The sequence below is a fragment of the Mycolicibacter engbaekii genome (genome assembly GCF_002101585.1).
GTDB lineage: Bacteria > Actinomycetota > Actinomycetes > Mycobacteriales > Mycobacteriaceae > Mycobacterium > Mycobacterium engbaekii.
This window is the reverse complement of the sequence record NZ_LQOT01000047.1, coordinates 1-20,262: the sequence shown is the minus strand read 5'-3', so window position 1 is coordinate 20,262 and position 20,262 is coordinate 1. Positions and strand designations below refer to the sequence as shown.

23 protein-coding genes are annotated in these 20,262 nt (G+C 68.7%); 13 read left to right on the top strand and 10 right to left on the bottom strand.

Annotated elements, in window-relative coordinates; all coding sequences use genetic code 11:
• Positions 1–322 precede the first annotated feature (322 nt).
• Positions 323–916 (top strand): hypothetical protein, encoded by a 594-nt coding sequence (locus AWC02_RS14830; protein WP_085129520.1) that lies wholly within the window; start codon positions 323–325, stop codon positions 914–916.
• Positions 913–1,563, top strand: coding sequence for an RES family NAD+ phosphorylase (locus AWC02_RS14825; RefSeq protein ID WP_237160481.1), 651 nt, complete (start codon positions 913–915; stop codon positions 1,561–1,563). The genes AWC02_RS14830 and AWC02_RS14825 overlap by 4 nt, the downstream gene beginning before the upstream one ends.
• Before the next feature lie 12 nt (positions 1,564–1,575).
• Here AWC02_RS14825 and AWC02_RS14820 read toward each other — a convergent pair whose 3' ends face one another.
• Both AWC02_RS14820 and AWC02_RS14815 read right to left on the bottom strand, forming a co-directional pair.
• Complete coding sequence (locus AWC02_RS14820; protein ID WP_085129519.1) at positions 1,576–1,998, bottom strand: tautomerase family protein; 423 nt, start codon at positions 1,996–1,998, stop codon at positions 1,576–1,578.
• Positions 1,999–2,012: 14 nt separating this feature from the next.
• A complete protein-coding gene (locus AWC02_RS14815) occupies positions 2,013–2,714 on the bottom strand; it encodes an SDR family oxidoreductase (RefSeq protein WP_085129518.1) in 702 nt (233 codons plus the stop codon).
• A 95-nt stretch (positions 2,715–2,809) separates the two neighbouring features.
• Between AWC02_RS14815 and AWC02_RS14810 the strand changes: the two genes are divergently transcribed.
• Positions 2,810–3,295, top strand: coding sequence for a winged helix-turn-helix transcriptional regulator (locus tag AWC02_RS14810; RefSeq protein ID WP_085129517.1), 486 nt, complete (start codon positions 2,810–2,812; stop codon positions 3,293–3,295).
• A gap of 18 nt (positions 3,296–3,313) precedes the next feature.
• Here the strand turns inward: AWC02_RS14810 and AWC02_RS14805 are convergent, their stop codons facing one another.
• Both AWC02_RS14805 and AWC02_RS14800 read right to left on the bottom strand, forming a co-directional pair.
• Entirely contained in the window at positions 3,314–4,165 is an 852-nt protein-coding gene (locus AWC02_RS14805) for an LLM class flavin-dependent oxidoreductase (RefSeq protein ID WP_085129516.1), read from the bottom strand.
• Positions 4,162–4,791, bottom strand: a complete 630-nt coding sequence (locus AWC02_RS14800; RefSeq protein WP_085129515.1) for a TetR/AcrR family transcriptional regulator — start codon at positions 4,789–4,791, stop codon at positions 4,162–4,164. Before AWC02_RS14800 ends, AWC02_RS14805 begins: the two co-directional genes overlap by 4 nt.
• 102 nt (positions 4,792–4,893) lie before the next feature.
• On the opposite strand from AWC02_RS14800, the gene fadD1 reads away from it, so the two are divergent.
• Genes fadD1 through AWC02_RS14785 form a run of 3 tightly spaced genes read left to right on the top strand, consistent with a single transcriptional unit; the run spans position 4,894 to position 8,307 of the window.
• Positions 4,894–6,498 carry a fatty-acid--CoA ligase FadD1 gene (fadD1, locus tag AWC02_RS14795; RefSeq protein ID WP_085129514.1) on the top strand — a complete coding sequence of 535 codons (1,605 nt, stop codon included), beginning with the start codon at positions 4,894–4,896 and terminating at the stop codon, positions 6,496–6,498.
• A 2-nt stretch (positions 6,499–6,500) separates the two neighbouring features.
• Entirely contained in the window at positions 6,501–7,277 is a 777-nt protein-coding gene (locus tag AWC02_RS14790; protein ID WP_207568062.1) for an SDR family NAD(P)-dependent oxidoreductase, read from the top strand.
• A gap of 4 nt (positions 7,278–7,281) precedes the next feature.
• A complete protein-coding gene (locus AWC02_RS14785) occupies positions 7,282–8,307 on the top strand; it encodes an alcohol dehydrogenase catalytic domain-containing protein (RefSeq protein ID WP_085129513.1) in 1,026 nt (341 codons plus the stop codon).
• Between the two features lie 32 nt (positions 8,308–8,339).
• Here the strand turns inward: AWC02_RS14785 and AWC02_RS14780 are convergent, their stop codons facing one another.
• Together AWC02_RS14780 and AWC02_RS14775 are read right to left on the bottom strand one after the other, a co-directional pair.
• On the bottom strand, positions 8,340–9,320 hold the full coding sequence (locus AWC02_RS14780) for a pirin family protein (protein WP_085129512.1): 981 nt from the start codon (positions 9,318–9,320) through the stop codon (positions 8,340–8,342).
• A 60-nt stretch (positions 9,321–9,380) separates the two neighbouring features.
• A complete protein-coding gene (locus AWC02_RS14775; protein ID WP_085129511.1) occupies positions 9,381–9,797 on the bottom strand; it encodes a WhiB family transcriptional regulator in 417 nt (138 codons plus the stop codon).
• 146 nt (positions 9,798–9,943) lie between these two features.
• Here AWC02_RS14775 and AWC02_RS14770 point away from each other — a divergent pair, with 146 nt between their 5' ends.
• The 5 genes from AWC02_RS14770 (at position 9,944) to AWC02_RS14750 (ending at position 13,664) form a co-directional block, all read left to right on the top strand.
• On the top strand, positions 9,944–10,711 hold the full coding sequence (locus AWC02_RS14770; RefSeq protein WP_085129510.1) for a helix-turn-helix domain-containing protein: 768 nt from the start codon (positions 9,944–9,946) through the stop codon (positions 10,709–10,711).
• A 2-nt stretch (positions 10,712–10,713) separates the two neighbouring features.
• Complete coding sequence (locus tag AWC02_RS14765; RefSeq protein WP_109561030.1) at positions 10,714–11,547, top strand: C40 family peptidase; 834 nt, start codon at positions 10,714–10,716, stop codon at positions 11,545–11,547.
• A gap of 126 nt (positions 11,548–11,673) precedes the next feature.
• The gene (locus AWC02_RS14760) at positions 11,674–13,032 is read left to right on the top strand and encodes a DUF4226 domain-containing protein (protein WP_085129508.1); all 1,359 of its coding nucleotides are present in this window, start codon (positions 11,674–11,676) and stop codon (positions 13,030–13,032) included.
• 3 nt (positions 13,033–13,035) lie between these two features.
• Positions 13,036–13,353, top strand: coding sequence for a type VII secretion target (locus AWC02_RS14755; protein WP_085129507.1), 318 nt, complete (start codon positions 13,036–13,038; stop codon positions 13,351–13,353).
• Positions 13,350–13,664 carry a DUF2694 family protein gene (locus AWC02_RS14750; protein ID WP_085129506.1) on the top strand — a complete coding sequence of 105 codons (315 nt, stop codon included), beginning with the start codon at positions 13,350–13,352 and terminating at the stop codon, positions 13,662–13,664. Before AWC02_RS14755 ends, AWC02_RS14750 begins: the two co-directional genes overlap by 4 nt.
• Here the strand turns inward: AWC02_RS14750 and AWC02_RS21990 are convergent.
• The gene (locus tag AWC02_RS21990; RefSeq protein WP_165757913.1) at positions 13,661–13,819 is read right to left on the bottom strand and encodes a hypothetical protein; all 159 of its coding nucleotides are present in this window, start codon (positions 13,817–13,819) and stop codon (positions 13,661–13,663) included. The genes AWC02_RS14750 and AWC02_RS21990 overlap by 4 nt on opposite strands.
• 147 nt (positions 13,820–13,966) lie before the next feature.
• Between AWC02_RS21990 and AWC02_RS14745 the strand changes: the two genes are divergently transcribed.
• Complete coding sequence (locus AWC02_RS14745) at positions 13,967–15,328, top strand: DUF5631 domain-containing protein (protein ID WP_085129505.1); 1,362 nt, start codon at positions 13,967–13,969, stop codon at positions 15,326–15,328.
• Between the two features lie 49 nt (positions 15,329–15,377).
• A complete protein-coding gene (locus AWC02_RS14740) occupies positions 15,378–15,695 on the top strand; it encodes a DUF2710 family protein (protein WP_085129504.1) in 318 nt (105 codons plus the stop codon).
• A 14-nt stretch (positions 15,696–15,709) separates the two neighbouring features.
• On the opposite strand, the gene eccA is transcribed toward AWC02_RS14740, so the two are convergent.
• The 3 genes from eccA to mycP all read right to left on the bottom strand — a co-directional run.
• Positions 15,710–17,509 carry a type VII secretion AAA-ATPase EccA gene (gene eccA, locus AWC02_RS14735; protein WP_085129503.1) on the bottom strand — a complete coding sequence of 600 codons (1,800 nt, stop codon included), beginning with the start codon at positions 17,507–17,509 and terminating at the stop codon, positions 15,710–15,712.
• Between the two features lie 102 nt (positions 17,510–17,611).
• Positions 17,612–19,171, bottom strand: a complete 1,560-nt coding sequence (eccE, locus tag AWC02_RS14730; RefSeq protein ID WP_085129502.1) for a type VII secretion protein EccE — start codon at positions 19,169–19,171, stop codon at positions 17,612–17,614.
• A partial coding sequence (gene mycP, locus AWC02_RS14725) for a type VII secretion-associated serine protease mycosin (RefSeq protein WP_109561029.1) occupies positions 19,168–20,262 on the bottom strand: 1,095 nt, incomplete at its 5' end. The genes eccE and mycP, both read right to left, overlap by 4 nt.

Below are 20,262 nucleotides of genomic sequence, written 5' to 3'. Positions count from 1 at the left end.
CAGGTTTCCACTGAGGACTTCCAGGACGGCCACACGCGCTTTGGACATGACCCATGACTGTCACCTATGACGCGGCTCATCGACCATCACTGCAGATGTCACCCATGTCCCGACTCATCTGTCACCTATGTCATGAACTCACACACCCCTTCGCCCACAGAGAGCGGTTCTAGCGAACCGCAGCAGAAAGGCCACGGACCAGAAATGGTTCGTGGCCTTTGTGTTTGGGTGGGGGTTCGCCCGCAACCAGCCCACACGACCGGCACACCCACGCTAACGGTGCTATCCTTTCGTTAGTTACCGTTAGGACCGAGGGGGTCGGATGACCGTAGACGAGCTGGACCAGCTCCTGCGTGAGAGGTTCGACTTGGGCCGCGACGAGTTCATCGCCGCGCTCAAGGCCCTGCCGGCGCGCCGACCATGGGCCGCCACGCTGACCGCAGACGAGGCCGGCCTGCTCGACGACGCCGGCCTGGTTCCCGACCGCGAGGCCTACGCCGAGGTTGCCGCGGACGCCGCCGCGCGGATGGGCCGGCTCTACAGCACCGCCTACACCGCCGCCGAGGTGGCCAAGGGATTGGGCGTCAACGACTCTCGGATTCGGCAGCGCCGCCTCAACCACACCCTGTGGGCTATCGACGACGGTGGCGCTTGGGTCTACCCCGCCGTTCAGTTCGAGCTCATCGACAACCGCGGCGCATTTGCGCTCAAGCACGTCCGGGGCCTGGACCGCGTGCTGCCCCACCTTCTGACCAAAGGTCTGCACCCCACCGCGGTGGCCGGATTCCTCCTGACACCCCAGCATGAGCTGCGCATCGACGGCCAGCCCAAGTCGGTCAGAGAGTGGCTGCTGCACGGCGAGTCCGAAGAGCCGGTAGTCGACCTCATCGAGATGGGCGACTGGGCGTCGGCGTGAAGCCTGATCAGACGTTGCCCGGTCCACCGTCCCCGGACGACCTGCGCATACTCGGCCTCCTGGCCGGCGAGACCCGCGCCATCGCCACCAGCGAGGTCTGGTGGCGGGTCCACGAAACCGAAGGCGACCGGGTTCTGGCCTGGAACGCGTTGCGTACCTACGGCCCACTGCTGCGCTTCGACCCCCATCAGCCGCCCTGCGGCGAGGATCCCGGACGCGGTGTCTGGTACGGCGCATCGACACCAGACGCGGCCCTGGCCGAGGCGTTCCAGTTCGACCACACGATCGACCGCGGCCGAAACCACCCTTATCTGACGGGGCTCTCGTTCACCCGGGCGCTCACCGTCCTGGACGTCGCCACCGACAGCGACGGTGCGTGGGCGACCCGTGTCGGCGGAACGTACGCCCTTTCCACCGGGCCCCATGCCGTCACCCAACAGTGGGCGCGCACCATCGCCGCCGCCCACCCGGATCTTGACGGCCTGCGCTACAACAGCAGGTTCGGCGGCGCTCCCTGTCTGGCGCTGTTCCAGCCTGCCGCCGACGCGATGCCCGGCCGCCCGATACTGTCACTGCCGCTGACCCACCCCGACCTGGCCAGTCGCCTCGCCGGTGCGGCGAAACGGTTGGGCTACGGCGTGGTGTGAGCGGCGCTCCCCCTAATACGCCGACACCGCGTTCTCCCGCGCCCATCGGGTCTCGGCCTCCGAGCCGCCCGGCGGGGGCACCAGCCCGTTGATCATCCACATTTCCTCGCTGGTCTCATCGACGTGAAACTCCCAGTGCAGGTCCGGGAACTGCAGGCTCGGAATAAGGATCTGGTTGATCCATTCGGCGATCCGCCGGCGGTGTTGGGAGTCGGCGGCGCGCCGGGCGATGTGGTCGATCACGATGCGGACCCCGGCCGCGGTCGGCTCGCCGCCGACGTAGAAGTCCTCGGGCGCGGTCTCGTGGAACAGCGTGACCACATAGAAGCGCGGCAACCCCGCTCGCGCGTACTGGTCGGTGATCCGGGCGGCCAGCGCCTGCTTGTCTTCGGCGCTGAACAGTCCCGGGGTGTGGTGAATGGTCCACAGCGGCATGGCGGTTCTGCCCCTCAGTGCGCCAGCGCCGACGACAGCTTTTCCACCGGACCCGACAAGGACGCCTTGACGTCGACGGACAGCTCATCGGCCAGCACCTCGACGGCACCTGCCTCCAGGCCGTCGACGATCCGGCGGGCCACGTCGGCCGGTGTCACCTTGGCCGCCGGGATGTCGGACACCATGTCGGTGTCGATCAGTCCGGCGTGCACGCCCACCACCTGGGTGTGCTGGGCGGCGAGCTCTTCGCGCAGCGAGTTGGTCACCGACCAGGCGGCGGCTTTGGAGGCGCCGTAGGCCCCGGAGCCCGACAGCCAGGACAACACCGAGTGCATGTTGACCAGGGCCCCTCCCCCGTTGGCGGCCAGGATCGGCGCGAACGCCCGGGCCACGCGCAGCGGGCCGAAAACGTTGACGTCGAACGTGTCGGTGATGCGGTCGAAGGAGCCGGTCAGCAACGGGTCCGGCAACAGCACGCCGGCGTTGTTGAACACGATCTGCGCGTCGTGGGCCAACTCCGCCAGCTCGGCCACCGATTCGGGCGAGCGCACCTCCAGCGGGTGGGTCACCACGTTCGGGCGCTCGTCGGTGTAGGCGCTGCGGGCGGTCGCGTACACCTTGCGTGCGCCGCGGGCCAGCACCTCGTCGACCAGCGCGGCGCCCAGCCCGCGTCGTCCCCCGGTGACCACCACGACCTTGTTCTCTACGGCAACCATGTCCCGACCCCTTCCCCACTGACTAACGATGACGTTAGTAAGAGCCAAGCACGGATGGCTGGATAATGCAAGCGTTAGTCAACTACGATGTCGGTATGGAGTTCGAGCCCCGCCTGCGCGACCGGTCCCGCTGGTCGATCGGTAGCGCCTGCTCGGTGGCCCGGTTACTGGACGTGCTCAGCACCAAGACGGCGTTCCTGGTGGTGCGGGAATGCCTGTTCGGCACCACCCGCTTCGAGGACTTCACCACCCGGATCGGGGCGTCGGCGCCGGCGGTCTCGCGGGCGCTCAAACAGCTCGAGGCCGCCGAGATCGTCTACCGCGTGCCCTACCAGGAGTCCGGACAGCGCGCCCGCGACGAGTACCGGCTGACCCCGGCCGGCGAGGATCTGCTGCCGGTGTTCTTGGCGCTGATGCAGTGGGGCGACAAGTACCTGCACGACGGAAAGCCGCCGCTGCGCTTTGTCGATGCAGCCACCGGCCGTCGGCTGGGGGTGCGGGTCACCGACGAGCTCGACGTGCCGGGCACCGATCCCGGCGACATCGAGATCTGCTGGAACGAGCCGGAACCCGCGCACTGACCCGTCTGCGGGCCGGGCTCAGCTGCCGGAGTCGACCGCACCGATGACGGTCTCGGCGAACTCGGCGATGGACTCCGGTGGCGCGAAATCGGCGAACCAGACGTAGAACCGTTGGGCGCCCTGATTTTTGAGTGTGCAGAAGTGCTCGGCCAGTGCCGCGGCGTCACCGCACACCAGGCCCGAGCCCAGTCGGCCGAAGCGGCGTTGTGCCGTCGCCGCGACCACCGCCGGGTCCTGATCGCGCCGGGCGAAACCGACCATCTGCTGTACCGAGGCGCGCGCCGACCCGATCAGGGGCAGCAACTCGGGCAGCTGATGGACGTGGGTGGCCGGCAGGTTCCACCAGTCGGCGTAGCGGCGAACCAGGCCGAGCATCCGGGGCCCGACTCCGCCGAGCACGACCGGTATCGGCGCGCTGGGCGCCGGTGCCTGGGCGAGGGGCCCGTCGCTGCTCCAGTACTGACCCAGCAGCTCCAGCGTCTGCCCCAGCGCCTCCACGCGTTGGCGCGGCCCGGCGGAGGTGATGCCGTACTTGAGCAGTTCGTCGGGCATCGAGCCGGACCCCAGGCCCAGCTCGAAGCGGCCGCCGGTGGCTTCGGCCAAGGTGGTGGCCTGTTTGGCCAGCAGGGCCGGGTGCCGGAACGCGTCGCACAGCACCACGTGGCCGATCGTGAGGCGTTCGGTGCGGGCGCCGACCCAGGTGGCCACGGTCATCGCCTCCCAGAGCGGATCCGACGGGGCCATCGGGGTGTCGAGGTGGTCGAGGAAGGCCACGCCGTCAAAGCCCGCCGCTTCGGCCGCCTGCGCCCGCACCACCAGCTCGGCGATGCCGACCCTGGTCTGCGGGAGGTAGAGAAACCACTGCGTCAACGCGTCTCCTCCGGTGTCGCGGGCGTCGGTGCCTGGCGCAGCCCCGGCAACACATACCGGCGAACGTGGCGTCGCACGGCAGCCGGGTCGTCGGGGTTGAGGTGATGTCCCGGCACGCTGCCAAAGCTGATCATCACACGCGCGATCCATTCACTGGCCTCGGCCAGCTCGGTGTCGGGGTGGATGTCGCCGTCGTCGGCGGCGGCCGCCACGAACGGATACCAAAACGCCGCCAGGTCGGGCACCAGGCCGCGCACCCCGGCCCCGGCGCAGGCGGTGAACTCCTCGGGTTCGGCGGTGCGCAGCCGCATCAGCAGCGTGCCGGGATCGTCGTAGGTGCGTCGGCCGATCTGTACGCCGGCCACCAGCCGGTCCTCGAAGTTGGCCAGGGTCGACAGCTCCGCGCGGGCCTGGGCCCAGCTGGTCTCGATGAGCCGCATCAAAACGGCGCCCACCAGCGTCGGCTTGTCCGGAAAGATGCGGTACAGCCAGGCCCGCGACACTCCGGCCGCCTGGGCGACGTCGATCATCGTGGTAGCCCGAATCCCCTTGTCGGCCAGGAATTTCTCGGTGACATCGAGCAGCCGTTCGGTTGTCGAAGGCGCCGATGCGGACGTCGCGTGCACGGCCCACCTCCTGCCCGGAAAGCGTCGACAACGTGTAGACACATTATCCGATCTGTGTACTATTGCCACGCGTCGTGAAGACCCACGGGGTAGGAGGTCGCGGTGGCCGAGACGCTGCAGCAACTGCTCGCCGAACGCGCCGGCCACACCGGTCTGGCGGTGCTGCACACCGAGGCCGACGGCACCCAGATCCGTTGGAGCTGGGCGCACTACCTGCACCGCGCGGCCGGCCACGGCGCGGCGGTGCTCGCCCGCGCCGACACCGGCCGGCCCCTGCACGTCGGCGCGCTGCTGGGCAACACCCCCGCGATGCTCACCGCGCTGGCCGCCGCCGGGCTGGGCGGCTATGTCCTGTGCGGGGTCAACGACACCCGCCGCGGCGCGGCCCTGGCCGCCGACCTGCGCACCGCCGACGTGCAGATCCTGCTGGTGGACACCGCGCACCGCGCATTGCTGACCGGGCTGGAGTTGGCCGGCATCACGATCATCGACGTCGACGACCCGGCCTGGGAGCGGGAGTGCGCGGAGGCCGGCCCGCTGCAGCCGCATCGCCAGGTCGCGCCGCTGGACCCGTTCATGCTGATCTTCACCTCCGGCACCAGTGGCGACCCGAAAGCCGTTCTGGTCAGCCACTTCATGGTCTTGGTGGCGGGCCAAAGCCTCACCGAGCGATTCGGGCTGAGCAGCGATGACGTGATCTATCTGTCCATGCCGCTGTTTCACTCCAATGCGATCGCCGCCGGCTTCGGTCCCGCCGTGGTCGCCGGTGCGGCGATGGCGCCGGCGAAGTTCTCCGCGTCACGCTTCCTGGCCGATATCCGTGGCTACGGCGCCACCTACATGAACTACGTCGGCAAACCGTTCGCCTATCTGCTGGCGCACCCCGAGCAGCCCGACGACGCCGACAATCCGCTGCGCGTCGCCTTCGGCAACGAGGCCTCCGAGCGCGACATCGGCGAGTTCGCCCGCCGGTTCGGTGTCCACGTGGTGGACGCCTTCGGCTCCACCGAGAACGCGGTCACCATCACCCGCGACGAGGGCACCCCACCCGGTTCGGTGGGCCGCGGATTCCCGGGAGTTGCCATCTACAACAGCGACACCGGAAAGCCCTGTGCGCCCGCGGTCTTCGACGAACACGGCGCGCTGGCCAACCCCGACGAGGCGATCGGCGAGCTGGTCAACACCGCCGGGGCGGGATTCTTTTCGGGCTACTACAACAACGAGCAGGCCACCGCCGAGCGGATGCGCGACGGCATGTACTGGTCCGGTGACCTGGCCTACGCCGACGCCGACGGCTGGATCTACCTGGCCGGGCGCACCGCCGACTGGATGCGGGTGGACGGCGAGAACCTGGCGGCCGCACCGGTGGAACGAATCCTGATGCGCCACCCGGCGATCAACCAGGCGGCCGTCTATGCGGTGCCGGATCCCCAGGTGGGCGATCAGGTGATGGCGGCACTGGTGCTGCGCGACCATGCGTCGCTGAGCGAGGACGAGTTCGCCGACTTCCTGGCCGCCCAAGACGACCTGTCCCCCAAGGCCTGGCCGCGGTATGTCCGGGTGAGCACGCAGCTGCCCGCCACGGCCACCAACAAGATCCTCAAACGACTGCTGGTGGCCGACGGCATCGACGTCGGCGCCGACACCTTGTGGGTGCGCCCGGAACGCGAGCGCACCTACCGCACCGCAACGACGACAGGAGTGTGACCATGGCCGACCAGACCCCGGTGGCCCTGATAGTCGGCGGTGCGTCCGGGATCGGTCTGGCCAGCGCCCGCGCCCTGGTCGAGCGTGGCGATCATGTGGTGATCGCCGACATCGACGAAGCCGCCGCCCGTGCCCGCGCGGCGGAACTGGGCGAGCACGCCAGCGCTGTTGCCGCCGACGTCACCGACGAGGCCAGTGTCGCAGCGGCATTCGCAGCCGCCCAGCGCGTGGGCCCGATCCGCTCGGTGGTCAGTTGCGCCGGCCTGTCGGTGATCGGGCCGATCGCCGATATCGACCTGGCCGGCTGGCAGACCACCATCGACGTCTGCCTCACCGGCACCATGCTGGTGATCAAGCATGCCGCGCGCGCCCTGCAAGAAGGCGGCGCCGTGGTGGCCATCTCCTCGCTCAACGGGCGCCAGCCGGGCACGTCGATGGCGGCGTACTGCAGCGCCAAAGCCGGGGTGCTGATGCTGGTGCAGGTGGCCGCCCTGGAACTGGGATCCCGCGGCATCCGGGTCAACGCCGTCTCCCCCGGCCTGGTGGACACTCCCCTGGTGGCCGGCCTGGCGATGGTGCCCGGCCTGACCGCGGAATACATCGAGAACACCCCGCTGGGGCGGTCCGGCCTGCCCGAGGACATCGCGCACACCGTGGCGTTCTTGACCTCGCCCCGCGCCGCCTGGATCACCGGATCGGTGTTCGACGTCAACGGCGGCGCGCACCTCAAGCGCTACCCCGACGTGCTCGGCAAAGTACAGGCACTAGCTGAAGGATGAGGGCATGCGCAGTGTCGTAATCGATGCGCCCGGATCGGTGCGGGTCGACACCCGTCCGGATCCCGAACTGCCCGGCGCCGACGGCGCCGTGGTGCAGGTGACGGCCACCGCCATCTGCGGCTCCGATCTGCACTTCTATGAAGGGGACTACCCGATCGCCGAGCCGGTGGCGCTGGGGCACGAAGCGATCGGCGTCGTGGTCGAAACCGGCCGGCAGGTGCGCTCGGTGCGGCCCGGCGACCGGGTCATGGTGTCCTCGGTGGCCGGCTGCGGGCACTGCGCCGGGTGCGGCACCCGCGACCCGATCCGGTGTCATTCGGGCCCGCAGATCTTCGGATCCGGGCTGCTGGGCGGCGCCCAGTCGGAGCTGCTGGCGGTACCGGGAGCAGATTTTCAGCTCGCCGCCATTCCCGACGGCATCTGTGACGCCGAAGCCCTGCTGCTCACCGACAACCTGGCCACCGGCTGGACGGCTGCACTGCGGGCCGACATCCCGGTCGGCGGCACCGTTGCGGTGATCGGGCTGGGCGCGGTGGGCCTGTGTGCCGCCCGCAGCGCGCTGTTCCTGGGTGCGGCAACGGTTCTGGGCATCGATCCGGTGCGCCGGCGCCGCGAGCGGGCGGCGCTGATGGGCGTGACCCCGGCCGAGCCGCCGACCACCGCCGCCGCCATGGAGCTCAGCGACGGACGCGGTGTCGACGCCGTGATCGACGCCGTGGGATCCGACACCACCATGGCCGACGCGCTCAATGCGGTGCGGCCCGGCGGGACGGTGTCGGTGGTCGGAGTCCATGACCTGCAACCCTTTCCGTTCCCGGCATTGCCGGCGCTGTTGCGCAGCATCACCCTGCGAATGACCACCGCGCCCGTGCAGCAGACCTGGCCGCAGTTGGTGCCGCTGCTGCAATCCGGCCGATTGTCGGTGGACGGGATCTTCACCACCGAGATGGCCCTGGACGACGCGGCCGAGGCCTACCGTGCGGTTGCGGCACGCTCCGGCGACGTGGTGAAGGTGCTGCTCACGCCCTGAGCCGGCGCGCCAAGCCCCGGCGCCGGCCAGCGTCAGCCGGCGCTGGGCGGTCGCCGTGGGCGGAGCCGTAGCGGTGGCAGGGTCGGGGCGGGTAGCCGCTGCAGCCGCCCCCGGTAGCCGCTGACCTGCCCGAACTGTTCGTCGCCGGCTTCCCAGCGGCGCCGAAACTCGACGATCTCCTCATGGCTGCGGCCGATGAAGTTCCACCACAGCACCAGCTCTTCGCCGAACGGCACCCCGCCCAGCAGCAGAACCCGGGCGGGGGAGTCGCCGGGGTTGCGCAGTGTCAGCACCGGGGCGCCGGGTCCTTGATAGCCCAGGTCGCCGACGGCCAGGCGCGTGTCGCCCAGGACGAGCGGGCCCTGGTCGCACAGCACCCCGTGCTCGAACGCCGGATCGACCTGCAGCGCCAGGTCGGTATGCGGGTCCAGGTCCAGCTGGGCACCCAGCAGCGGCGTGAACGACGGGACGGGGGAGCGGTATCCGGCCAGTTCCCCCAGGAAGACCAAGGCCGACGCTCCGGGCAGGCGCACCGGCTCGGGCACGAAATGGCTGAAGGAGCGCGCGGTGTGGCGGGCCGTCTCGGGCAGTGCCACCCACAGCTGCACGCCGCGCAGCACCGGCGCGGCCTGCGGATCGACGGAGACTTCGGAGTGGCAGATGCCGGCACCGGCGGTCATAAGGTTCAGCTCACCGGGGCGCACCAGCGCGTGTGCGCCACCGCTGTCGCGGTGCTCGATGCGCCCGCTGAACAGCCAGCTCGCGGTCTGCAGCCCGGTGTGCGGGTGCGGGGGCACGTCCATGCCGCCCTGGGCGGCGACATCGTGTGGCCCGTAATGGTCGATGAAGCACCAGGCGCCGATCAGCGAGCGTTCCCGCTGGGGCAGGGTGCGCCGGACCGCGATGGCACGCGGGCCGCCCAGCGGCACCTCACGCGGGTGCAGCACGGCGATCTGAGAGCGCGGCGTTGCCGCACAGGCGATCTCATCGGAAGTGGCCTCCAGATTGCTCACCTGTCCACCTCCGCTGCCTGCCCCCTACCGCCGTGGCGATCCTACCGACGCCGGCCCTGGTCAGGCGGCTGATCGCGGGCCGACCGGCCAGTGGGCTAGGTGAAACACCGCTCCGGTAACTGGGACGTCGTCCCGTTCGTGGTTGACCAGCAACGCCTGGTTGTCGGGCAGCTCGCGGGTGTTGATCTCACCGGAGGCGATCGCGTGCAGCAGGGCGTGGGCCGCGGCGAGTTCAGCCCGCTTGCGGTATTGCCCCCCCGGCAGCTTCACACCAGCCCACACGCCGTACTCCTCGCGGCGTTCGACGGCGAGCGCTGCGCAGCGGCGTTGCTGAGCAAGCGGGCAGCGTCGCAGGCACTGCAGCCGCGCTTCAGTGGCGGACTGCTCGTAGGCGCGGGCCTTGGCGGCGCCGTCGGCTCCATCGGCGTCGGGGTAACCGAACCACAGTTCGGGGTTGGCGGAGCAGGGCGGCGCCATGACGGTCCTCCTCGTCTCGGGGGCGTATAACGTAGATAGAAACGTATAACGCAGAGACGATCAGCGCAACAGAAGTTGATAAAAACATATATGTAACTAGTGGGGGACGGGGCTGTGTACTATCCGTCCATGGCCGGGGCGCGACAATGAGCCGCGAGGCGGCAGGCGCTGCGCTTCGGGCGCTGCGCGAGGCCCGCGACTGGTCGTTGGCCGACCTCGCTGCTGCCACCGGGGTCAGCATCATGGGCTTGAGCTATCTCGAGCGTGGTGCGCGAAAGCCGCATAAAAGCACAGTTCAAAAGGTCGAAAACGGCCTAGGCCTGCCACCGGGCACCTACTCGAGGCTGCTCAGCGCCGATGACGCCGACGCAGAACTGGCGCAGCTGATCGCCGCGGTCCCACCGGGCGAGCCGGCTGCACGTCCCGCCGCAGCCATCGTGGTCGACCGGCACAGCGACACCGAGGTGCTCGAGGGATATGCCGAGGCGCAGCTGGATGCGCTGCGTTCGGTGATCGCCCGGCTTCCGCCGAAAGCGTCAGACGAATACGAGACGTATATTCTTTCCGTGATCGCCCAGTGCGTGAAAGCCGAGATGCTGGCCGCCAGCTCGTGGCGGGTCGCGGTGAACGCCGGCCCTGGTCGCGGTGCCCGACTTATGGCGCATCTGCAGGACCTGGAGGCGACCCGTGTGGAACTGCTGCAACGGATGTCCGGCAGCCTGACCGCTCGGTTCGACCGGGCCTGCGCGCAGTCGTCGCTGCCCGAACCGGTGATCGCGGCGTTGATCGGCGTCAGTCCCGAGGAGATGTGGGACATCCGCAACAGGGGCGTCATACCACCGGGGGCGCTGGCCCGGGTCCGTGCGTTCGCCGATCCGACGGCGGCCACAGATGGCGGTGACGGAGGGGGATGACGGTGGACGACACCGAGTTCGAGCTGTTGGCGCGCGCACATAAATTGTTCGCGGGCAGTCCAGGCCCGGTGTCACTGGAAGCCGGTCTGGACCGTTATGCCCACGCGCTGGAGCGCAACGCCGGCCTGGACACCGGCATGGGTCACGACCGGTACCGGACCGCGGTGCTCGCTCAACGAATCCGATTGCTGGACAACGTCAATACCGACGCCCGCGCCGCAACGTTATTGGGTGCGGCGATCGCCGACCACTCACAGGCCCGCCAGCTTACCGGCGGAGTGCTCGCCGCCGCCCAAGCCGACTCACCGGTTGTCGCCGACACCGCGTTGGCGCATCGGGAGGCCATGCGCCGGCGAGCGGCACGCCTACGGGCCCAACATGCCCACGTGGTGTCGGCGCGGCGCCGCGCACGGACCCACCGGGCGCGGTTGCGGCGGCTGCGCTACCGGGGCGCGCGGCGTCGTCTCGCGGGGCTGGATCGCATGCACCTGCCCCCTGGCCGAGCCGGGTTGGCCGTCCGTGCGGCACTGTCTCGCCTGGGCAGACCCTACGTCTGGGGCGCCACCGGACCCGATCGATTCGACTGTTCAGGGCTGACCCAGTGGGCCTACCGTCAAGCCGGCCTGCCGCTGTCGCGAACCACATACACGCAGATCTGTGAGGGAATCCCGGTGACTCGCTCGCAAATCCGGCCCGGCGATCTCGTGTTTCCCAGTACCGGCCATGTTCAGCTTGCCATCGGCGGGGGCCGGGTGATCGAAGCACCGCACGCCGGAGCCACCGTGCAGATCAGCCCGCTGGGCGCCCACGTGGCGATCCGCCGCCTGGTGCCATGATCGGGCTTGGCCCGCCCGGATTCCAGGTGAATTGTGGGCGATGGTGGGCCTGGGTACAGTCACCGGCCATGAAGGCGTGGCCAACTTCCGAGCGCCCTTACGGCGCAGCGCTGTTGGGCTGAGGAGATGGCGACGCGCGACGACGTTCTGGATGCGATCGACCGCATCACGGAGGCCGGGCGCGCCGGTCAGGAGACACGGGTGGCCCAGGCAGCACTGACGCTGCCGTTGCCGCCCGCGGGTTACGACAGCGTCTTGAGCCGGCTGCGCGCTGCCTATCCGCTGCTGGACGGTCGACAGCGGGGTGCGGCGGCAGAGGCGATGAAGCAGGCGGAATCAGCTCTGGCGGACCAGCTGTCGGTTACGGCGGAGTTCGATCGACAGATGGTCGATGCACTGCTGCAAGCCCGCAAGGCCACGCGCGGAAGCCGACGCCGCCTCGACGAACTAGCGGCGGAGATAGCAACCGCTGCCAACGCATGGGACCTCAGCACTGCCACGGGCGCACGCGAATTTCAGCGGTTCCTGATCGCCAGACTGGCGCAGATCCTCAGCGTGGTCGACGAGGCCGACGAGGACGACGCATCCAAAAGAGCCCTTGCCGCGGCGCTGACGGCGCTGTACTCCGCGAGACCAACGGATCGAGGCGACCGGCCGCCCGAACAGGCTAAACCTCCCGACAGGCCGGTCTCCGTGCCGGCGGACACCGGTCCGTGGGCGGCATCGGAGCCGGACACAGACCCTTACCTGGATATGCCGCTTGACGGCGAGTCGCAGCCGGACATCCCGGTCGGCCCGTATGGGGTGCCACCGTTGCCGATGTCGCTCCCCGGTCTGGGTGCGGAGGGACCGGGCATGGGCGCGATGGCGCCGGCGATGCCGCCCGGACTCCCGTGGGCCGGCCTGACCTCCGGTTTGGGCCGCGACGACCTGCCCGAGCAGGCCGCCTATCGGCCCGACGATCCGGATGCGCCCGACGAACCCGATGGCCTGCCCGATGACGGAAATCAGGAGGAGGCATCCGTGCCGGAGCCGGACGCCCCGAGGCCCGTCACCGTACGGTTGCCCGACGGCCACACCACGACGGTGGACGATCCACATCTTGCTGCGGCGATGCAGGCGGTCGTCGACGGACAACCCGTGGTGGAGGCGTTCCGGAGCCAGGGAATCCATATCCCGCCTCCCGGGACGCCCGTGGTCGCAGCGGTTGCCGCGGAGAGCCTGAGGCCCGGCGATATCGGCGTGTTCACCGATCGCCATGCGCTTGCGGTCGGTGCGGACAAGGCTCTGCTCGACGGCCAGATCCACCTCGTCAAGAACTTGCAGGGCCCCGGATTTCTGGGCTGGCAGCATCCGCCGCTTTCCACCCAGGAGACCGCGCCGGCCGGGGAGCCGGTTGAGACCAGGCCAGCGATGGCTGTGTCGGACCGCACAAGCTTGAAAATGCCGGCATTAACCGGCATCGTCGATCTGCCAGGGAGGTAGAACATGGCCGAGAACATCCACGTCAACCAGGACGTGCTGATCAACGCTGCGGGGAATCACCAGGAGGCATCGGAATACCTGGCGACGGTTGCCGCCTCACACGAGGGTATTCAGGAGACCCTGAACTCGCTCGGCCCCATCTACGCAGACTTTCGCGAGGCCGCCGAGTCACTACTGGAAGCCCGCGCGAACTGCTACGCAGAACAATCGCGCGAACATTCGGCCGTATCAGCCAACCTGCACCGTGCAGTGGCCATGTGGAACGAGCACGAGGACCAGGCCGCGAGCGCCTTTGGGCGCCTCACCGATGGAAGCCGATGACTGAGCCGAACCCGGCATTCGACACGACGCATCCCAGCGGCGATGTGCTGTTTCGGTCCTGCCGCGGCGGTTATCTGCACAGTGTGGTGTTGTCCGAATCCGTGATGGAGGCGGACGCCCGCCGGCTCGCGGAAGCCATTGTGTTGACCGCCGACGTGTCGTTTCTGAAGGCGGCGTTGGAGATCCGGGGCGAAATCGTCGCGACGGGTCACTCGCCGTCAGCCGCGGTTCCCACCACCGACGATCTGCGGGTGGCCACGGAGCGACTCCTGGCCCACAGACTGCACCCTGGCGCCGACCCGGGTCGCTAGTCCACCCATTTCCCCGCGGCATCGACGTCGGGCACGATATCTTCGGGGAGATCGACCACCCTGTCCCCGAACAGGTTTCGGGCGCGCTCCAGTAGGGCGAGAAGTTCGCTCAGCTGCGCTGCGCACCCTGCCCCCGAGAACCCGCCATCAGCCACGATCAGCACGCTACCCACTTGCTCAGGGGCTGACAATTCACCGCCTGACCAGGCGTTGGCAGGCCCCCGATCCATGGTCCCGCGGCACGGACAGGGTGAGCGCGAATTCACGCGAGGGTGCCCAGACCGCAACGGTACGCTTGCGCCGTGGCACTCTTCGGTCGGTGGTCGGCGCGCCAGCGCCTCCGGAGCGCGGCCCGGGACTCGCTGGCGATCCCGGCGTTCAGCACTCCGGTCGACTGCAGTTCGTGGGTGCTCGGCGGCCTGTGGCCAGCCGAATTGGCGACGATCACCCCCGAGACGGCCCCGCTGGCCGATTACCTCCACGCTGATCTGCAGCGAATCGCGCAATCGGCCAACGAGAAGCTCTACGCGCTGGGCCGATCAGATCTGGCCGCGTCCGCACGCCAGATCGCCCAGGCTCGGGTCATCAACGTGGCCAGGGCGTTCGCGGTCCTGCGCGTGGAGTCCACGGTGCGCCAACTCCATAAGGAAACACTGGATTTCGGCGGCGACTTCGCCCGTCTCAGCCAGGGCCCGGTTCCTGTCTCGGCAGCCCGGGAGGTTCAGGTGGAACCCGGCGCGGCTTCTCCCGTGACCGCACCGCCGGGTGACGCCGGCGAGTCCGCAGGGCTCGGGGCGCAGGATCATCCCCCGGCGCCACGCGTCTCCGAGGAGATCGTCATCGCCACCGAGGAGCACCAGCAGACGGCAGCCCCCGTGCTGCGGGCTGAAGCGGTCGTCGAAATTCCGGGGGATCCGACCGTGACGAGTGAGTTCACGCCGTCGGGTCTGCTTGCCATGCACCGTGCGCGGACGACCCAACCCGATTCCGCCGCACCGCCTCCCACGCCGCTGTTCGCCGAGTCCGACGAGCAGCGGGCGCAGCGGTTACTAGGGTTCGTCGCACGTCAGGAACCGGGCTTGCGCTGGGGGGTAGGCGTTCTCGCCGACGGATCGACCCTCCTCGTCACCGATATCGCCCACGGATGGATTCCTCCGGGGGTTGAGCTGCCGGCCGGAGTTCAGCTGCTGAAGCCCGGATGGCGGACCGGAACGCTCACGGAGATGTTGGGTGGCCCGCTGGTGTCGTCGGCTGTCTACAGCCCCGGGAATCGTCTTGGTCGAGCGAGTGATTCAGCGGTGCCGGAGGTATCGGCGGAGCCCCGCAAGCTGGCGCCCATCGAGGATCTCGGATGGCAGCTCAGCGGGGCCACCCACTGGCGCGACGGACTGCCGAGGATGGTGAACACCCTGGCGAAGGCAGGTGCCGCCGGAACCGGCGTGGTCGAAGCTGAAATCGACCTGTTGCGCGTGCATCTCGATACCATGCGTTACCAGCTGCTGGCCAGGTATCCCGACTCGGACACCGCAGCGGTGCTCAACCTCATGCTCCTGGCCGCCACCGAAGGAATCGCGACCGGTGACCTGGTGTCCGCCAACTACCACTTCAGCTGGTATCGGGCGCTCAGCGTACCGCCCGCCGCCCAGTGGGACGTGTCAACTTAGCGGGCGTCATGAATTGACGCTGCTCGCACCGGATCGACATACTTAGCCAATGTCGGGGGCGGAGAGCCGCGCGGAACTCAGCGACAGGGACCTTGTCGACTCCGTCCTGCGCGATCTGCGTGAGGCCGCCGAAAAATGGGAGGCCCACGTTGCCGAGGCCGAGAACACAACCTACAGCGTCGATCTGGGAGACGTTCGAGCCGTCGCCAACTGCGACGGGCGTCTGCTGGAGCTGACACTGCACCCCTGCGTGCTCAGCGATTACACCCACAGCGAACTGGCGGACCGGCTCAACCTTGTCTTCACCGCGCTGCGGGAGGAGGCAGAGGCGGACTTCGGTGCGCGCTACGGCGCAAGCCTGGAGTGACAGCGGCCTACCGCTTACCAGTCCAGGGCGGCCATCTCGCGTTTGGCACTGCACACGCAGCGAACGGCTGTGTCGATGTCGTCGCCCGTGATCGTCTTGAGGTCGTCGATGGTCACGGGCTTTCCGGCCCGTTTTTGGGCGGCCAGCCGAGTGTCGCGGGCAAGTTCGGCCTCCTCGATCACGTTGCGGGCAAAACGTCCGTTGTGCATGACGTTGATGCCATGCTCTCCGCGTGGGCTGATATAGCCTTGAACCTTGCCAACCATGTCCAGGAAGCGTTGGCGGGCTTGCGGGTTCAGTACAGTTGCCCGACTTGATCCGTAGCGTTCACCGATCTCAACGATCTCCGCCGGTGAGTACGCCTCGAACCGGATCTTCCGGTTGAAGCGGCTGGCCAGACCGGGGTTGACGGTCAGGAATTCATCGACTTGGTCCTCGTAGCCGGCCGCGATGAAACAGAAGTCGAAGCGGTGTTTCTCCAGCGCGATCAGCAACTGGTTGACGGCCTCCATGCCGATCATGTCCGGCGTTCCGTCCTGGTGACGCTCCACCAGCGAATAGAACTCGTCCATGAACAGAATTCCGCCCAGTGCTCTTTCGATCAGTTCATTGGTCTTCGGGCCGGAGGCACCGATGTGCTCACCACAGAAGTCAGAACGACGTACTTCGATGATTTCGGGATTGCGGACGATTCCCATGCCGGCATAGATCTTGCCCAGTGCCTCGGCGGTAGTCGTTTTGCCCGTTCCCGGTGGACCCACCAGCAGCATGTGATTGGTCTGGCCCTCCACGGGCAGGCCGTGTTCGAGCCGCATGGCGCGGACTTCGAGTTGGTCCTCCAGCGCCCTGACCGCACGTTTGACTTCCGCCAGGCCGACTTGCTTCTCCAACTCGGCGCGGCCCTGCTCCAGTAACTCGGCGCGCCGGTCCTGCGCGTTGGTTTCATCGAGTTCGGCGCGGCTCTTGGCCGAGCCGGCGTCCCACCGGTCGCTTCGACTGTCGATGATCTGTTCCTCGATGACCACCAGCCGCAGCTTGGGCTCGGCCAGCGCCGCCTTGGCCGGTTCGGTGAGCACACCGTTGATCGTCGCCTTGGACAACCAGACCTGCGCCTGGTCTTCCTCGCCGAGTTGTCGGTGCACCATGCCGCGCAGGTAGGCGAGGTCCGCGGCCAGCAACGGGATCTCGGTCGGGTTGATCGATGCGGTGAGAACCCCGACCTGAAAGCGCTCGGAAAAACGGCTCTGCCCGGCGATATCGACGCGGTCAAGCCAATCCAGCGCCACTCGGCCATGGCCCAGATGGGCCGCCGCATAGCCTGCCAGGGCGCACACCGAGGCTGTGACCGCCGGCATGATGATCGCCCGCTCGGGGAGTTCCTCTGCGGCGATGGCCAGCACATCCGGCCACCGCTGGGTGACGAACATCAGATAGGCGCGGCCGAGTTGGCGCCACTGGTAGTTGATCCAGCTGTCCAGTAGGGATTCGTCGGACAGCAACGCGTCGGCACGCTCGTACTCCCCAGCCACGGTGAGCGCCGAAGCCAGGGCCAAACCCACGTGCGAGCCATCGGTCACGGTGATCGACAGGTAAGGCCCCAGCGGAATCTGGGCGGCCAGGTGCCTTCCCAGGCGGGTGGTCTCCTTGTGCAGCCAGTCCCGGTTGGCGTAGAGACGGTGCAGGGTGTCAAGCGCGGTGTCGCCGCAGGCGATCCGGCCCAGCCACGCGTCTGCCATGGAGGGATCGGCCTCGGTCGCGGCGATGAAATCGGCCAACGCCTCGGGCGAGCCGTATCCGCCGTCCATGCTCACCATTGCCCGGTCGAAATGTCGCCGGGCCGTCAGCAGGTCACTCACTGTCTGTAGTCCTCTGTCGCACGTCCAGGTCCTCCAGCTGACAGCCGATGCGGCGCGTTGTCATCGCAACGACATCGGCGCGAGCGCCTCCGGGCTGCAGTAGCGGTTTTCCGCCCGGAACAACTCCACCGTAGCCAGCCAGGGTTTCCCGCCGGCCGCAACTCGAACTGCGTTGCGGTCGATCTGCTCGATGCACACCTCGACGGCGTCCGGTGGCGGCGGTGGCGTGCCGGGTGGCGCCACCGTGATCACCGTGGCAGGGCGGGGTGACGGGGCGATCGAGCCGTCCACCACGCTGACGGTGGTCCGCGGAGTGGGCCGTGACTCATCGATCACATTCACCTCGGGCATCCGGACGCTGGCCCAGCGGGCCTTGTCCCGGGTGTGCACGCAGATTCGCTCCCCGGCGCCGGCCGCCCGAATGACGATGCGTTTGGCGATGAGATCCTCGGCCGCGATGAACACCCGGCTCAACTCGCCCGAGTCGGTCAACGGCACCATCAACCGGTCGCCGTTGGCCAGCTTGCCGATCAGAACCCCCGATGGACCGATCTCGAGGGGAAGCCTGGCCGGAAGCCGAAGCGATCGCAATCCGCGCAGCGAAGGGCGGGGGGCGCACATGTTGGCCGTGACGGCCGCGGCCTGCTCCCCGTTGAGCCGGCGGAGCACCACAGAGGGTGGCGTCGGGGCGGGCTGCGGTGTCTGCAGGGTCACCGTGGCCGTGCACGTTCCGTCGGGGAGCAGAGTGACGTTCTGGATGACGTGATCGACCGGCAGAGTCCAGGCTTGGGCGAGCAGTTGCGCATTGATCTGGCCGGTGGCGTAGGTGTAGGTAGTCGCCCACCCGCCTTCGGTGCGCAGGGCCTTCCATCGTTGGGCGCCGGCGGTCAGGGAACCACCGGCCAGGCGCCGGTCCAGCTCGACCAGGTCACTGGCCGTGGCTACCCGCGCCCGCAGTCCGCCGCAGCGCAACCGGCCCGCGATCCGTTGCGCAACGGCGACCGCCGCGGCACCCAGCGTGGTGCGCCAACGCAGCGCCGCCGTGTTGTCGATCACCCGCAGTCGCAGCAGCAGCCAGGTCTCGCGTTGGCCGGCGTAGGGCGGGGTGCCGATCTCGGTGTCGTAGACCCGGGGAAAGTCACCGGCCGTTGCGCGGCGCGCTCCGATGCTGATCACGCTCAGCGACTCCAGGACCAGCCCGAGCGCATGCCGAAGCATCGGCTGCAGATCGGCGATGTCGACGACGTTGTCGGTCTCCACGTTCACCGATCCGGTAGCCACCGTGGCTGCGTGCGGACGACCCAGCAGGTGGATGGCCACCACCGCGACACCGTCCTGAATCCGGACTCCGCCGCCGGCGCGGTTGTTGGCCACGGTGACCGGATCGCTCCAGGCATCCTTGGCAGGCCGGCGCAACCACAGCAGCGCCCACGACCAAGCCGGTTGGCCCCACCACGGCACCCACACCACCGCTCCGGTGAGCACAAGCGCGATGGCTGCGCCGATGAGACCCCCCAGCGCCCAGCCCACCAGAGCGCCTAGCGCAACCGCTGTGGCGCACAGCAGTCGCCGGTTACTCGAAGGGTGAAATCCGGTCAGCCGGACCTGGTTCTGACTCACCGGGTGGCCCTCCGGATCCGGGCGGTGATTGCGGCGGCCAGCACAGCCGCGGCGATCACCCCGAGGAAGGCGAGGGCCACGTTGCGAGCCCGATGGTCCGGCGGAGGCGGAGGCGGCGCCGGGGTGAGCACCCGCTGCTGCGACCCCGGTGCCACCGGATCGCCGGCCGGCACGTTGAACGTCAGTGCCGCAACCGGATCGACCAGTCCGTAGCCGACTCGGTTGTCCACCCCGGCGGGAGGATTGTGGGCAGTCTGAACAATCCGGTTGATCACTTGATTTGCCGTGAGTTGCGGATATTTCGCCCGCACCAGCGCAGCCACCCCGCTGACGTAGGCGGCGGAGAAGCTGGTGCCCCAAAACGGCATGTTCTTGTCGCCCACCCGGGCCGGGGGATAGGCATTGACCGGATTGCCGCCCTGCGGAGACAGGCCCATCACATGGGTGGCGGGCGCGGCCACCCGCACCCAGGGGCCTGCCATGCTCTTGTCGATCGGTGCCCCGGTGGAGTCCACCCCGCCGACCGACAAGACATAGTCGGAGAACCAGGACGGGCTCGATATCACCTTGACCTGGTTCCAGTCCCGCGGGTCGTTGGGGTTCAGTGGGTCGAACATCGGGTTGTCGGCGCACCCGGCCTCTCCGACATTGCCGGCGGCGGCCACGATCACCGCGTCCTTCACCGTCGCCGCGTACCACAGGGCCGCCCCCAGCGCCTGCTGGTCGACTGCGGCGGCCACTTGGACACAGGAGGTGACCGAGACGTTGATGACCTTGGCGCCCATGTTGGCTGCGTGGACGACGGCCCTGGCCAACGTTGCCAGGGTTCCGGCCTTCACCCGCTCGTCGTCATAGCCGAATCGTTGGGGGTGGACCGGCTCGAACGCCCGGGATGATTGGCGGATAGAGATGACGGTGGCATGCGGCGCCACCCCCACAACACCGTCGGGAGCGCCCGGCGGGGGCGGCGGGACCGCGGGCTCGTCGTCGCTCTGGGGATCGGCGGGCCCGGCGGCCGGTGCTACGGCACCCTCTTCCGGTGGGGGTGGCGGGGGCGGCGGCGCCGGCGCCACCTGGGTGACGGTCACCGC